Source organism: Bacillus sp. RZ2MS9 (genome assembly GCF_001816185.2).
Taxonomy (GTDB): domain Bacteria; phylum Bacillota; class Bacilli; order Bacillales; family Bacillaceae_G; genus Bacillus_A; species Bacillus_A cereus.
This window is the reverse complement of record NZ_CP049978.1, coordinates 670,754-685,010: the sequence shown is the minus strand read 5'-3', so window position 1 is coordinate 685,010 and position 14,257 is coordinate 670,754. Positions and strand designations below refer to the sequence as shown.

The following is a 14,257-nucleotide window of genomic DNA, read 5'->3' as shown; positions in this document are numbered from 1 at the left end:
AATATTTAATGTATTTAAATATTAATCCCACGAACAAAATCCGTCAATACTTTTATTCATAAAAACGTTTACATTTTTGTCACAAAGTTGTATAATTTTCGACGAAGTTAATATTGACAGTCACGGAGAAACGGAGTACACGGCTATGAATCATAAAAAAGGAAACTTTTTTATATTTCATGGCCTTTTTATGTTCTCTGTCTTAAAACGCTTCGAATTAATTAGGGGAGGATTTTCATTTTATGTTTTTCACACAATTATTTAAACCTGCGCCCCACGCGGAACGCTTACCAGCTGATCGCGTTGATAGCGAATACCGTAAATTACGTTTACAAGTATTCTTAGGTATCTTCATCGGTTATGCAGGTTACTACTTTGTTCGAAAAAACTTTTCACTAGCAATGCCATACTTAATCGAGCAAGGCTTTAGTAAAGGGGAACTTGGGGTTATCCTTTCAGCAGTTTCTATCGCTTACGGATTAAGTAAATTTCTTATGGGTATCGTATCCGATCGTTGTAATCCTCGCTACTTTTTAGCAGCTGGGCTATTTTTATCAGGTATCATTAATATTATTTTCGGCTCATTTTCTTTCATTACAACGAGCATTATACTTATGTTTGTACTTCAGTTTTTAAATGGATGGGTACAAGGTATGGGATGGCCTCCTTGTGGTCGTACGATGGTTCACTGGTTCTCTATTAGCGAACGTGGTACAAAAATGTCTATTTGGAACGTCGCTCATAATGTTGGCGGAGCGCTTATGCCTTCACTTGTAACATTAGGCTTATACTTCTTCGCAGATGACTGGAAAAGTATTTTTTACTTCCCAGGTATTCTTTCAATTTTAGTTGGTATTTATGTATTAATTACGATGAAAGATACGCCTCAATCTTGTGGACTACCTTCTATTGAAGAACATACTGGAGAATATCCACCAGATGAAAAAGTAAAAGACCGCGAACGCGAGCTTTCAGTAAAGGAAATTTTATTTAAATACGTATTAAACAATAAGTTTTTATGGTACATCGCTATTGCGAACGTTTTCGTATATTTCGTACGTTACGGCGTTGTAGACTGGGCTCCTACTTATTTAGTAGAAGAAAAAAGCTTTACTCATAGTAGCTCACGTACTGCTTACGCTCTATATGAATGGGCTGGTATTCCAGGTACACTTCTTTGCGGATGGATGAGTGATAAACTATTTAAAGGACGTCGTGCACCTGCTGGTATTCTATTTATGGTCGGTGTATTTATCGCAGTTCTTGTTTACTGGTTAAACCCTCCTGGTAATCCAATGGTTGATAGTATCGCACTTGTCGCAATTGGATTTCTAATTTACGGACCGGTTATGTTAATTGGTCTACACGCTCTAGATTTAGCACCAAAGAAAGCTGCTGGAACTGCAGCAGGCTTAACTGGATTCTTCGGTTACTTAGGCGGAGCCGCTTTCGCTAGTGCAGCTATGGGCTTTATCGTGGATGCATTCGGATGGGATGGCGGATTCATCTTATTACTTGCATCTTGCGTACTTGCAATGTTCTTCCTTGCTCTTACTTTAAAGACAGGGTCAGTAAAATCAAAACAAGCTTAAATAATATATAACAAGCATAAAAATAGCTCTTAGCATTTACATACATGCTAAGAGCTATTTTTTATTTTCATTGCTGTTCCTACTAATGATAACAACCAATTCCTTCCCTACTATAAGATTAAAAGATTTGATGAAACACCTTTATTAAAACAGCTAACGTAACAGATGCAGCAAATCCCCCTAAACAAATAAGACTGACACCTTGACTATATGACAAATTTTGAAATGATTTCATTACTTCCATCCTCCCTATCTCCCCTTTGATACTTTTATTTTACCAATGGGAAAAATCTCATAACATCGATTTCTCTAACAACTAACTTACAAATTTGTAAGTTAACATCTTTTCAACTTATATATCTAGTATTTCCACAAATAAGAGTCATTTATACATAAAAAAAGACCTCAGTTATACTAAGGTCTTCGTTACATTCTATTTCATTTTATAATCATCACCGGACATTTCACTCGTTTTGCTATTTTATGACTTACACTTCCAAGCACCATTTCCTGCAGTGTATTGAGCCCTCTACTTCCAGCAATGACAAGATCTATATCTCCTGTATTTACATATTGAACAATTGTATCTCCAGGATCACCATGTAATATCGTAATTGTATAAGAAATGTTCTCTTTCTTTAATAAACCTTCAATCTCTTTTAATTTATCTTTTCGACTAGCCGATATTGTTTCTAAATCTGTTTGACCTTGTATAATATCTGATTTTGCCGTTCTATTATCTACTACGTACACAACTTCAACATTTGTTTCTTCGCTACATTTCGCAATATATGTTGCATGCTCTGCTGCTCGAAGTGCATGTTCAGAACCGTCACATGCTAATATAATTTGTTTGTACATATGCTGAATCCCCTTTTCGTTATCCTACTCGTATTATATAATAAAGCCCCCTAAAAAGGAGGCTTTTAACTAGCAATTCTTTTATTATAAGTCGCTAAATTTGCAACAAGTTTTGAACTACGTTCATTTAATCCTGTTATAGTTACTTTCACACCACTTTGTTCATACTTCATGATAACTTTATCAATTGATGCCACTGCTGAATCATCCCATACGTGCGCATGAGTAAAATTCATTTCAATTCCTTTTACATCTTCTTTAAATGAAAAATTATTTATGAAATCGGCTGTAGCTACAAAGAAAAGTTGACCGTGAATTTCGTATATTTTCTTATTTTCAATATATAAATGTTTCACGTGAATCTTTGCCATATTGAATGCAAATAACACCGCACTAATTACTGTTACGATCATAACAAATGCGTTTCCTTTTGGTACTTTATGAATTGTTGTTACAGAGTTCCAATCAAACGTTCCGATTGAAACCATGATCTTTAACGAGCGTCACCATTAATAATGCCATTGCACCTGTTGCAGCTGAAATCATCCCAGTTCTTCCGCCAACAAATGAAATGGTAACTGCAATACAAAAGGCTGCGTATAGTCCAACGGTCGGATCCACACCAGCGATAACAGAGAAGGCTATCGCTTCAGGAATTAAAGCTAAAGCAACGACAATTCCTGATAACACGTCCCCTCTCACATTAGAAAACCAATCATTTTTTATCGTTTGAAACAAAATACCACTCCTCTACTCCTTTATCATTTGATTTTCTCCATAAGAAAATCTAGCCGACTGCACGAAGGCTATTATATAACGAGTAGAAGATTTTTTGCTATGTAAAAGTTTCCGAAAAAAGATGTTACCTTCGTAGCTTCTTTTCTGAGAATATCAGGAAAACTTTAAATATACTATCATCTATTGTTGATTTAACGTACAATGATTTCGGATTCTACAGTATGTCAAATGAAGAGAACTTTGTTTGGATGAATGAAAAATGCACATGTAATTTAGTTCATTTAATTGAATAATCCAAGGATCAAGATATTAGCTACCAAGGGAATTCATTTAAAGTTCTATAGATATTTCCACTTCATATATGAGGTTTAGTTTGGATGGTTTAGGATTAGAGGAGTTTATGCTAATTTAATGAAAATAGTAAGAGCACTCTTTCGAGTGCTCATTTTATGCAGATACAGTTGCTTTATCCTTACGGAATATACCCATTAACCCACCGATTAATAGTAATACGCCTGGTAATAAGTAAATTATAGAAATACAAATAAATCCACCGATAGCAGCCACAGTCATCATAATACCGCCAACCTTCGCTTTACTTCTTACCATAACAGATCCAACAATTCCTAAGATCGATAGAGCCACAGCTCCCCAACCTAAACCAATAACAGTATTTGCTCCATCAGCTTCAAAAGCAGCTCCCATACCGCCGATCAATAAAGCAACAAATGCACAAATAATACCAAAAATACCTCCAATAAGACCTAATACAAATTCAGCTGTTCTTTTCATTTCAATCTCTCCTTATTTAGCAACTTCAAATTCAAATTTCACTGATTTCTCGTCAAATGTAAATGTAGGTTTAAATGTACCAACAAACTTATCACCTTCTGGTACATCAAATAACATTTTGTTTGTAATTTGGTTACCTGGCGCAATATTTTCGTTTATAAACGTATTTTCCCCACCAAAGTACTCTTTGAATTGGTTGCCGTTAGTATCAGCAATTTTTAATTCAGAAGTTCCAAAATATATATCTTTTTTGCCATTATTTTTAGCATTAAAAGCGATTTCTAGTACTTTCCCTTTTTCAGCTTTTACGTATTCGTTAGGCTCAACGAATTTAGCTGAACTGAAAGTAAGTTGTAAGCCATTAACTTCTACCGTATCTCCAATTTTATAAATCTTGCTTTCAGCTTTTTCCTTTTTATCTTTCTTTTCAGCCTGTTTAGGAGCATCGTTTTTACTCACTTCTTTAACTTCAGTTTCACCACAAGCAGCTAAACTAAAAGCAAGTGCACCTGTTAAAGCAATAGTACCCAATTTTTTATACATTTCTTTTCCTCCGATTATGTAAAATGTAAGATTTCCGAAACTATCATAACAGAAACAGTTACAACTTTTTTGTCATATTTTGTCGAGGAAAATAAAAAAAGACGCTATATCAGTAGCGTCTTTGCTCATTTCATTAATGTCCACCGTGTCCTTGACCACTTTCCTGAACAATTTCTAACCTCTCATCTAGTATTCCTTGTGTTTCAAATGAAATATCACTCGTACTTCCTAATAAGAAGCCATGATTATATGGTCCAAGTGTTGGATTATCTTTAAACTTCGGCTGAATGCTTGCAAGGAAGTCATACACTGGTTGTGAAGCTTTCCCTTCTTCTAACAAGACAACAGGTGCGTGTTTACCCATATGTGAAAAAGGTGCCCCAGCAACTGCTAAATCTGGTGTTTTGCTTGAAACAAATGATAAACCGTGACCAGGTTTTGTGAATCCCCAGCCAAATTTTGTTTTTTCATCTTTAAATTTCGCAAACGCAACCGAATTTTCTGTTGGAGTCTCTCCACTAATACGCGTTACTTTCCCGTATTTGCTCAGCTCTTTTTCCACTTCTTTTGAAACAATTTTTTCTGGCCCTAATACATATATATTTGCTTTGTCTTTTCTCATTTTTAATGCCTCTATTGTCGCTTCTGGCACTTTATTCTTTTCTGTATAGAGTAGTGGTTCCGGCATATGAGAAATCCAATTTACAGCGGGTGTTGTATATAAACGGCCTTCTTCTGCAGACGAACCAATAATAACACTATTTGGGTAGCTTCCTGTTATATCGGCATACTCCTTATCAACATCCTTCGCAAATATAGCTGGGTCCGTTTCTTTTATTTGTTTTACTTTATAACCTTTTAATTGTTCAAGCGCGCTAGTACCTACATCTCCCATCACCATAATTTGTGTCCCGTCTTTCGTTCCGATTGGATTTAATCGTTTTATTTCTTTTAACGTCATTTCCGGTATCTTTTCTTTTTCTATAAATAAAATCGGCCCGTTATTCGGATGATGAATAAGGTCTGCACTCGCAATACCTAATTGCCACTCGCTTGCTGGTACTAAAATAACAGCACCTGGCTGGTTCTCCTTATGAGTTGCTGGCCATATCGTTTGCGAAGTTAATACTGCCATTTTTAGGGGGTCATTTGTATTTAACCTCGTCACATTTTTTAGACTTGTCGTTAATAAATCATTAGATGCACCTTCGTTCATTTCTTTTGGCGCCGTTACCTCCTGATTCATTTTCATTTCCTTTTGCTCTGTTTTCTTCTCTTTTGTAGATTCATGGTTTTTATGGTCTGTATTCGTTTGTCCGCATGCAGCAAGACCAACTGCTGTAATTATTGTTATCCCAAAAATTCGGGTCATTTTTTTCACTATACCGCCTCCGTATTAATCATTTTTGAGCCAATATGATTACCTAAAATGTAATTTCAACTCCACAATAACAAGCAATTCTGAAGAAATTATGCAGACGCATCATAATCTGCACCATTTCTTCATGATTTTGCATTACACTTTAAGTAACGATTATAAATATGGAGGGCTCTCTATGATTGATATACTGCTCGTAGACGATGAACCGAGAATGCTTGAATTATTAACGCTTTATCTTACCCCAATTGGATATAACTGCGTATGTGCGACTTCAGGAGAAGAAGCTATTTTACATATAGAAAATCGAAACTTTAAATTTGTTTTACTCGATATTATGATGCCAAAGATGGACGGATGGGAAACGTGCAAAAAAATCCGATCTTTTAGTAACATTCCTATTATTATGGTTACAGCTCGTGATCAAACAGTAGATGTCGTTCAAGGATTAAAACTTGGAGCCGATGATTACGTAACGAAACCTTTCCATGAAGAAGAACTTTTCGCAAGAATTGAAGCCGTTTTAAGACGTACAAATGAACATAAACAAATCCAATATCACGGTATTGTATGGGATGAAACAAAACACTTCGTTTCTGTCCATAGTGAAGAACTCCTTCTCACACCAATTGAATTTTCTTTACTCGGATTATTTTTACGCCATGTGAACTACGTATTAAACCGTGATCAGCTCATCGAACGAATTTGGGGATTAAACACAAATACAGAAGATCGCACAGTCGATTCGCATATTCGTAATTTACGTGATAAATTGCGAAAAGCAAATTTCCCTATTGATCATCATTTAAAAACCGTGTATGGAGTAGGTTATCGATGGGTTGATACTGAACAGTAAGGGGCAAAACGATGAAACGAATTTCAATTCAATTCGGATTTTATTTTTTAATTGTTACACTTTTAATTGAAAGTGTTCTCTTTATTTTGCTCTATTATAGTCTCGTAAACACTAGAGTAAATGAAGAAATGACAGCTTTATTAAAGCGAGGAAATAGTCATCGAGATGTACTTGAAAAATATTACGATGAGCAAACCATCTCTCACGTAGCATTAATGGAATCTGAAGCTGAAACAACTGTCGTTATTACAAATACAAATAAAGAAGTGCTAGCTAAATCTAACGAAATAAACACGACTATAAAAAATCACATTAGTAGCATGCAGACTCGAACAGACCATAACGGAGCGATTATAGAAAATCATTGGAAAACATCTAATTATATATGTACAGTTAGTCCTATCATAGTAGCTGGAAAACATGAAGGGTATGTGTATATGTTTCTTGGAACAAAATCCATTGAAAAGTTGGTAAATGGATTAACGAAACAATTCATTATTGCTGGCGCCATCACGTTTCTACTCACAGTCATCACAATTTTCCTATTATCACGTTTATTAACAAAACCATTGTTACACATGAAACATGCAACTGAAAAAATGAGTAAAGGCGATTTGTCCGTTTCATTAACGACTACTCGAAATGATGAAATTGGTGAACTAGCATCATCTATTCAAACGCTCGCAAATGATTTACATTATATGAAAACAGAGCGAAGTGAATTTCTAGCAAGTGTTGCTCACGAATTACGAACACCGTTAACATACGTAAGAGGTTATGCAGACATTGCATTAAAAGAAAGCACCTCTCCTGAGCAACGTTTACAATATTTATCTATTATAAAAGATGAGTCTGATTATATTACAAACTTAGTTCAAGATTTATTTTCACTTGCACAAATGGAACAACATAACTTTTCTATTCAAGTAAAGGAAGTGCATTTACACACCTTCCTTACTCGCATAGCCGAAAAAGTTAACGCTATGTATAAAGAAAGGTACATTAAAGTTTCTTTCTCTTGTCCTCCTACACTTGTAGTAAACTTAGATGAACAGCGATTTGAACAAGTTATAGTAAACATTTTAAATAACGCTTATAGACATTCAAAAGAACATTCTCATATAAACATTTCTATTACAGAAGAACATAAACGTATCTCCATTACAATTGAAGATGAAGGGGAAGGGATTCCACCTGAAGACCTCCCTCACATTTTCGATCGTTTTTATCGAGTTGATAAAGCGAGAACACGAGCTACAGGCGGAACTGGTTTAGGACTATCTATCGTAAAAGAAATTGTAGAACTACACGGCGGAAATATTACTGTAACGAGCGAAGTCGATTATGGGTCTTGCTTTATAATTTCATTACCATCCATAAAGAAACACGACTATCATCAATAGTCGTGTTTTTTATCACTTTACTTTATAATATAAATTTACAAATTGCCCAAAACGTTTCGTATCCGTTAAAGTTAAATTAATTTCCGGGTTCTTGTCTTGAAATAACGGAACTCCAGAACCTAATATGTGAGGTGTAATCGTAACAACATATTCATCAATTAGATTATTCTTAAAGAACTCTCTTAAGAGACTCCCTCCACCAACCATCCATATTTTAGATCCTTCTTGTGCTTTTAACCTTTTTGTAAACTCCACTACATCTTCATTTACAAACTCCACGTGTTCGTTTGAACCTTTTTCTGAGTTAGAAAAAACATAACATTTTTTATCTAAATACGGGAATGGTTCTATATGCTCTACTACATAATCATACGTTCTTTTTCCCATAATTATTGTATCAATCGTTTCGTACATTTCTGTATAACCGTTATCTCCCTCTCCTTCGGTTTCCATTAACCACTGTAAATCATCATCTTCTTTCGCAATATATCCATCTAAGCTCGCCGCAATAAATAAAACTATTTCACGTGACATATTTTTTCCTCCTTATACCTCATCTTGATAACATTATGATGTAAACAATATACTAACAATAAAACACGACAATTTATGTCATGTTTAAAAAGAAAAAAGGTGATACATTTGTCAAAAGCTAAACGCTTATTAGATATTCTTATATTTGCTTCTGCGAAAAAAGCATTTACAGCTCAAGAAATAGCCGATGAATTTAATATTTCTGTTCGTACTGTCCATAGATACATTTTAGATTTAAGTGATATGGGATTACCCATTTACGCTGAACAAGGTCGCAACGGAGGATATAAAGTATTAACGAATAGAGTAATTCCACCTATTTTATTTACCGAAGAAGAAGCAGTCTCTATCTTTTTTGCCTTTCAATCTTTAAGCTACTACAGAGACTTGCCTTTTAACACAGAAATAAATTCCGTTACACATAAACTATATAGCTCCCTACAACATGATGCGAAAGCTAAAGTTGACAAAATACGTTCTTATATCGCCTTTTGGAATCCGAAAAGAACAATTGAGACACCACTTTTAAACGAAGTGTTAACAGCGGCTATTGAAAATAAAAATTTACACTTTCAATACGAATCTAAATCAAGGATCAAAACAAAACACGTTCATCCTATCGGTGTATATGCGCATGATGGTTTATGGTATTTACCTGCTTATGATTTTAATGTAGAAAAAACATTACTGTATCGCGTCGATCGTATTCTTTCTATATTATTAACGGAAGAAAATGAAGATACATTCATGAATTTAGAAGAGTGGTTTGCCTCTAACTCTCACGTAGTACATAATCCTACTCAGTTACATGTTTTACTGTCACCAGAAGGCGTACGCCAATGTAAAAGCGTGCCTTACCTTGAAGAATTCGTTGTAACAAACGAAAACGGGACAGGATATATACATTCAACAATTGATAAAGGAGAAATCAATTTTATTACTCCTTTATTTTATAGACTCGGAAAAGATGCAAAAGTTTTAGAACCGATAGAATTGATAGATGGTTTACGTATGCGTGCAAAAGAAGTTTTACATATGTATGAAGACTAAGAAGCTGCTAAATATAAGCAGCTTCTTTGTCCTGTTGTTCCTATTGTTTTATTATTGACGAATATCAAACCACCAACGATTTTTCGAATTCATATTTTCAGTGTCACCAATCCCTCTGTAATTGAAAGCATCAAGGAAGATTGAGTCTAGTTTATCTTCATCTACAAAATAACCTAAATTAACTTTTACCGTTTCTCCTGGTGTGATACTGCCAATATTGTAAAAACTTTTTCCATCTCCGTGAGGTTCTAAATAATCAACTTCGCCTGTCATAATATTTTTTTCTGCGATTCCATCTTTCCCAGCATACTGCCATACATTTCCTTTATCTTCAAGAACTTTTATAGATGGAGTCATATAGATTTCTTCTGTCGCCTGTTTACCTATATTTTTCACTTTTGTTGTCAGGTAGACAAATTTAGGATGAATTAATTTTGATTCTACTAATTGATCAATTGAATCTTTACCATTTCCAATTTTATATTTATCTCTTCTATATGGTATCAATTGTCCAGCTTGATCCAAAGCTTGATTCCTGCTTAGTATTCCTAAGCCCATTTCATTAAAGTTCTCTTGTTTAAAATCTTTGATTGAATCAAAGGCTTCAACTTTTTCTATCACATATTCAATTTGACTGTTATCCATAGATATCGTTACTGGAGCCTTTTGCCCTATATGAAATAGTCGTTTGCTATCCTTCTTCAAAGGAATTACCTTAGTTGTTTTACTTTCTTGGCTAAAATACTTTTTATCATAATCGCTTATATATGATGACTTTTCTTTTGACGTGGGCTCAAGTGAAATGCTCCCTAGCACATCTATCATTTGTTCTTCGTTTATATCATTTCCAATATAACTTTGTAACATAATTCCTTCTTCCTCAAAATAGAGAAAAATTACTCTATTAAACATTAAATCTTTATTACCATTTTCTCTATGGACAATTACTGCCTTCTTACCATTTATCTCTTTTTCTTCATAATTTTTCGAGTACAGAGTTGGAAAATCTGAATTCCCTCCTACTCTCCAAAGAACGAATGAAAATCCACCCATTGCGTAGTTATCTTTAAAGGAATATTTCATAGCAGAGTCATCAATTGCTTCCATATTTTCTGGTAATTTATCGATTTTCAGCTTATACCACTTATCAGCCTTTTTCGAGTCCTTATTTGTTACTGAAATATTTACTTCATAATTTTGTTTTTGAACAATCATATTATAGACCTTTACTGCTCCAAAAACGGTTGTCGGCATGCCGATCAATAAGCAAGCAGCAGCAATTAACATACGATGTCTTTTACGCTTTTTCAGCGGTTGTCCATTTTGCGGCTTCATTTCCTCCATAAACAATTTCTTTTTGCGCGTATATGTATGTGAAAATTCATGTTGTTCTTCAAGTTTATCAAAATCATCTAAAGCAATTTTTTCAGCAAGTTCATATATTTCTTTGGAGTTCTTTGAATTCGTCATGTTGTATACCTCCTATCATATTTTGGACTCGTTTTCGAGCGCGTTCAAACTGCTTGCGGACATTTGCCTCGGTTATCCCCATGACACTTGAAATTTCTTGATACGTTAAGTTATAGAAGACTTTGTACTTAAACACCTGTCTATTAGATTCGTTTAACTCTTTTAGCAATGCATCAATTTGAACCTCAGACATTTTACGTTTTTCCCACTCTTCAATATTTTCATCTACTGCTTCTACAGATTCTCTTTCATATTCTTCTAAAAATGTTTCATGTCGTTTGTTTTTCCGGTAACTATCAATCGCCTTGTTTTTCGCGACCCTCAAAATGTAGCGTTTAAGCTCTTGAGTAGCCAAGCTATGGAGCTTTTCCAAGTTCTTATAAAGAGTAATAAACGTCTCTTGAACCGCATCTTCAGCCTGTTGAATATTATTTAAAATAGAATACGCTACATAATAAATCTTTTGTTCATACAACTCATATAGCTCTTCCATCTTTTCATAATCGTTGTTTGTAACTTTCATATAATTCCTCCTCTCACTCTATATAACGAATAAGCGCTATACTTTGTGACACTGCAAAATCTTTTTATGTATAAAATTTAATAATAGAATAAACAAAAGCCCAATTTCTCTATTTTAACTGAGAAATTGGGCTTTTTAATATTAGAATTTTCCTGACCGCTACGCCTTTTCAGTAAGCAGCATATGCTCTATCGCTTCTTTTAACAAATTCTGTGTCTCTTCCAAGTTATGATTCTGCTTTTCTCCTGGTTGTACCATATAAAACTCAGCAAACGAACGCTCTTTATATCTTGGTACGATATGCATATGATAATGTGTTAACTCGTTAAATACTCCACCATTTTGACAAACTGTAACTCCGTCAGGTTTATATACTATCTTAATCGCTTTTGCAATAAGCTTAGAAGCATCCATAACGGATTTTGCTACAACATCATTTAATTCATCTACTTCTACAACATGTTGCTTTGGCACAATTAAAGTATGTCCTGGGTAGAAAGGCGCATGATCTAAAAAGCAAGTTACATAGTCATCTTTATATATTTTATATATTTTTTCCTCTTCGTTTGCTAATTTACAACCTAAACATTCCATCATACTTTCTTCCTTTATTAAAAACATAAAAACGTGAGAGCCGTATTCTCACGTTTTTATGTTTCATTTTATTAGTTCAATTGTTTCCGTAACCTTTATACTATCTTTTACAGATTGAACAATCGTACAATTTTTCACTGCAAGTTGCAGCGCCTTGTCCAGCTGCTCTTCTGTAATGTTTTCTGCTTTAATTTTATAGTGCAAATGAACACTTTCAACTGGCTTCGATAACGCTTCACTTCTACCAATTTCAGTTTCGATTGTAAACGTATCGTATGGAATACGTTTCTTTTCTAAAATCGTTCGAAAGACAATTGCACTACACCCTGCGATAGAAGAAACGAGTAATTGTAACGGTGAATAACCGTTTTCTTTTCCAATCGCTAATTGACCATACGATAAATCTGCTTCTATATCATCGTGTTTGATTGTTAGTTTCATTTGTTTTTTCCATCTCCACTTTCATCGGTTTCTGCCGTTTCTTACTAATATAATAATATATATAGCAGAAAATGATAAATGGAATACCACAGTATAACGCCATTCTTTGTTCAGGAATAAACGCTAAACTAATAACAACAATGCTATTTGTAATTAAAGCTAAAATTGGAACAATCGGGTATAGTGGTGTTCTATACTTTAAGTCCTCTAACTTTCCTCCGCCTTTTATATACTGACTTCTAAAGCGAAGTTGCGATAAAGCAATAATGATCCAACTTGAAACAGCTGATAAACCAGCTATAGATAATAAGTACATGTATACTGTATCTTCTGCAAGGAAGCTTGTTAATAAAGATAAAGCAGCTACAGCAATTGTTACAACTAACGCTGTAATTGGAATACCACGTTTATTTACTTTTTGGAAAGACTTTGGTGCCATTCCTTCATTTGCAAGTGACCATAGTATACGAGTTGCCGCATATAATCCTGAATTCGCTACAGATAGTAACGCTGTAATAATAACGAAATTCATAATATCAGCTGCATACGGAATACCAATTTTATCAAATACGACTACGAATGGACTTTCAATTACGCCAGCTTCTTTCCAAGAAATTAACCCTACTAAAATCGTCATTGTTAAAATGAAGAATAACATAATGCGCCATACTGTATTACGGATCGCGCGTGGAATTGTTTTTTCTGGATTTTCACTTTCTCCCGCTGCAATCCCGATTAACTCTGTTCCTTGGAACGAGAAGTTAACTGTAATCATCGTAAGTAATACGGCAGCTAGTCCATTCGGGAATAATCCACCATCGCTTACAAAGTTAGAGAAAAGAGGTGCTGCTTCTTTTCCGTCATATGATATAAACCCTAATAATGCACTACCACCAAGAACAACAAAGGCAAGAATGGTAACTACTTTAATACTAGAAAACCAAAATTCTAATTCAGCATAACTTTTTGCCGAAATTGCGTTTGAAGCATATAAAATAACACCGAATACAAGGCACCATACCCAAACATCAACATTTGGAAACCATCTTTTCATCATTAAACCTATTGACGTTAATTCTAGACCCACTGTTACTGCCCAGCCAAGCCAGTATAACCAGCCAATCATAAAGCCCGTTCCTGGTCCAATAAACTTCGTTGCATACTTTTGGAAAGATCCTGAAACCGGCATCGCTACCGTTAACTCTCCAAGACAAAGCATTGTTAAATACATAATAAATCCGCCTACTAAATATGAAAGGATGGCTCCCCCTGGTCCAGCCTGATTAATAGTGTAACCTGAACCTAAGAAAAAACCAGTTCCGATTACACCACCAAGTGCGATCATAAATAAATGTCTACTCTTCATCGTGCGATGTAATTTCTCATTCGTTGGTTGCTGCATCTAAATCCTCCCCCTACCAATACCCCTATATCTTGTTAAAATTTTCTGATAATAAAAATATACACGAAAGCGATTACATT

The 14,257-nt window shown here is 34.6% G+C and carries 15 protein-coding genes and 1 pseudogene; 4 read left to right on the top strand and 12 right to left on the bottom strand.

Translation table 11 applies throughout. The features are described from left to right. Positions 1 to 242: 242 nt before the first annotated feature. A complete protein-coding gene (gene glpT / locus BHV55_RS03450) occupies positions 243 to 1,592 on the top strand; it encodes a glycerol-3-phosphate transporter (RefSeq protein ID WP_000466383.1) in 1,350 nt (449 codons plus the stop codon). Positions 1,593 to 1,710: 118 nt separating this feature from the next. Here glpT and BHV55_RS03445 read toward each other — a convergent pair whose 3' ends face one another. The 6 genes and pseudogenes from BHV55_RS03445 to BHV55_RS03420 form a co-directional block, all read right to left on the bottom strand. After that, entirely contained in the window at positions 1,711 to 1,827 is a 117-nt protein-coding gene (locus BHV55_RS03445; RefSeq protein WP_000834733.1) for a DUF4027 family protein, read from the bottom strand. Between the two features lie 203 nt (positions 1,828 to 2,030). Then, the gene (locus BHV55_RS03440) at positions 2,031 to 2,453 is read right to left on the bottom strand and encodes a universal stress protein (RefSeq protein ID WP_000277998.1); all 423 of its coding nucleotides are present in this window, start codon (positions 2,451 to 2,453) and stop codon (positions 2,031 to 2,033) included. Between the two features lie 65 nt (positions 2,454 to 2,518). Further along, positions 2,519 to 3,191 (bottom strand): annotated as a pseudogene (locus BHV55_RS03435) (sodium-independent anion transporter). A 447-nt stretch (positions 3,192 to 3,638) separates the two neighbouring features. Beyond that, positions 3,639 to 3,983: a DUF4064 domain-containing protein gene (locus BHV55_RS03430; protein ID WP_000831286.1), complete on the bottom strand. Its 345-nt coding sequence runs from the start codon at positions 3,981 to 3,983 to the stop codon at positions 3,639 to 3,641. A 12-nt stretch (positions 3,984 to 3,995) separates the two neighbouring features. Then, positions 3,996 to 4,526 (bottom strand): DUF4352 domain-containing protein, encoded by a 531-nt coding sequence (locus BHV55_RS03425; RefSeq protein ID WP_000277056.1) that lies wholly within the window; start codon positions 4,524 to 4,526, stop codon positions 3,996 to 3,998. 133 nt (positions 4,527 to 4,659) lie between these two features. Continuing rightward, complete coding sequence (locus tag BHV55_RS03420) at positions 4,660 to 5,907, bottom strand: hypothetical protein (protein ID WP_000738868.1); 1,248 nt, start codon at positions 5,905 to 5,907, stop codon at positions 4,660 to 4,662. A 175-nt stretch (positions 5,908 to 6,082) separates the two neighbouring features. Between BHV55_RS03420 and BHV55_RS03415 the strand changes: the two genes are divergently transcribed. Then, positions 6,083 to 6,760 carry a response regulator transcription factor gene (locus BHV55_RS03415; RefSeq protein ID WP_000565484.1) on the top strand — a complete coding sequence of 226 codons (678 nt, stop codon included), beginning with the start codon at positions 6,083 to 6,085 and terminating at the stop codon, positions 6,758 to 6,760. An 11-nt stretch (positions 6,761 to 6,771) separates the two neighbouring features. Then, positions 6,772 to 8,163 (top strand): sensor histidine kinase, encoded by a 1,392-nt coding sequence (locus BHV55_RS03410; RefSeq protein ID WP_070758196.1) that lies wholly within the window; start codon positions 6,772 to 6,774, stop codon positions 8,161 to 8,163. Between the two features lie 12 nt (positions 8,164 to 8,175). Here the strand turns inward: BHV55_RS03410 and BHV55_RS03405 are convergent, their stop codons facing one another. Then, the gene (locus BHV55_RS03405) at positions 8,176 to 8,697 is read right to left on the bottom strand and encodes a dihydrofolate reductase family protein (RefSeq protein ID WP_000085764.1); all 522 of its coding nucleotides are present in this window, start codon (positions 8,695 to 8,697) and stop codon (positions 8,176 to 8,178) included. Positions 8,698 to 8,772: 75 nt separating this feature from the next. On the opposite strand from BHV55_RS03405, the gene BHV55_RS03400 reads away from it, so the two are divergent. Beyond that, entirely contained in the window at positions 8,773 to 9,747 is a 975-nt protein-coding gene (locus tag BHV55_RS03400) for a helix-turn-helix transcriptional regulator (protein ID WP_139147434.1), read from the top strand. A gap of 51 nt (positions 9,748 to 9,798) precedes the next feature. On the opposite strand, the gene BHV55_RS03395 is transcribed toward BHV55_RS03400, so the two are convergent. The 5 genes from BHV55_RS03395 to BHV55_RS03375 all read right to left on the bottom strand — a co-directional run bounded on the left by BHV55_RS03395 (position 9,799) and on the right by BHV55_RS03375 (position 14,177). Continuing rightward, entirely contained in the window at positions 9,799 to 11,217 is a 1,419-nt protein-coding gene (locus BHV55_RS03395) for a DUF4367 domain-containing protein (protein WP_070758200.1), read from the bottom strand. After that, entirely contained in the window at positions 11,183 to 11,740 is a 558-nt protein-coding gene (locus BHV55_RS03390) for an RNA polymerase sigma factor (RefSeq protein ID WP_000869272.1), read from the bottom strand. The genes BHV55_RS03395 and BHV55_RS03390 overlap by 35 nt, the downstream gene beginning before the upstream one ends. A gap of 159 nt (positions 11,741 to 11,899) precedes the next feature. Beyond that, on the bottom strand, positions 11,900 to 12,334 hold the full coding sequence (locus BHV55_RS03385; RefSeq protein WP_070758203.1) for an HIT family protein: 435 nt from the start codon (positions 12,332 to 12,334) through the stop codon (positions 11,900 to 11,902). Between the two features lie 63 nt (positions 12,335 to 12,397). Continuing rightward, entirely contained in the window at positions 12,398 to 12,775 is a 378-nt protein-coding gene (locus tag BHV55_RS03380; protein ID WP_016117157.1) for an OsmC family protein, read from the bottom strand. Beyond that, the gene (locus tag BHV55_RS03375) at positions 12,750 to 14,177 is read right to left on the bottom strand and encodes an amino acid permease (protein ID WP_001187113.1); all 1,428 of its coding nucleotides are present in this window, start codon (positions 14,175 to 14,177) and stop codon (positions 12,750 to 12,752) included. Before BHV55_RS03375 ends, BHV55_RS03380 begins: the two co-directional genes overlap by 26 nt. Positions 14,178 to 14,257 lie beyond the last annotated feature (80 nt).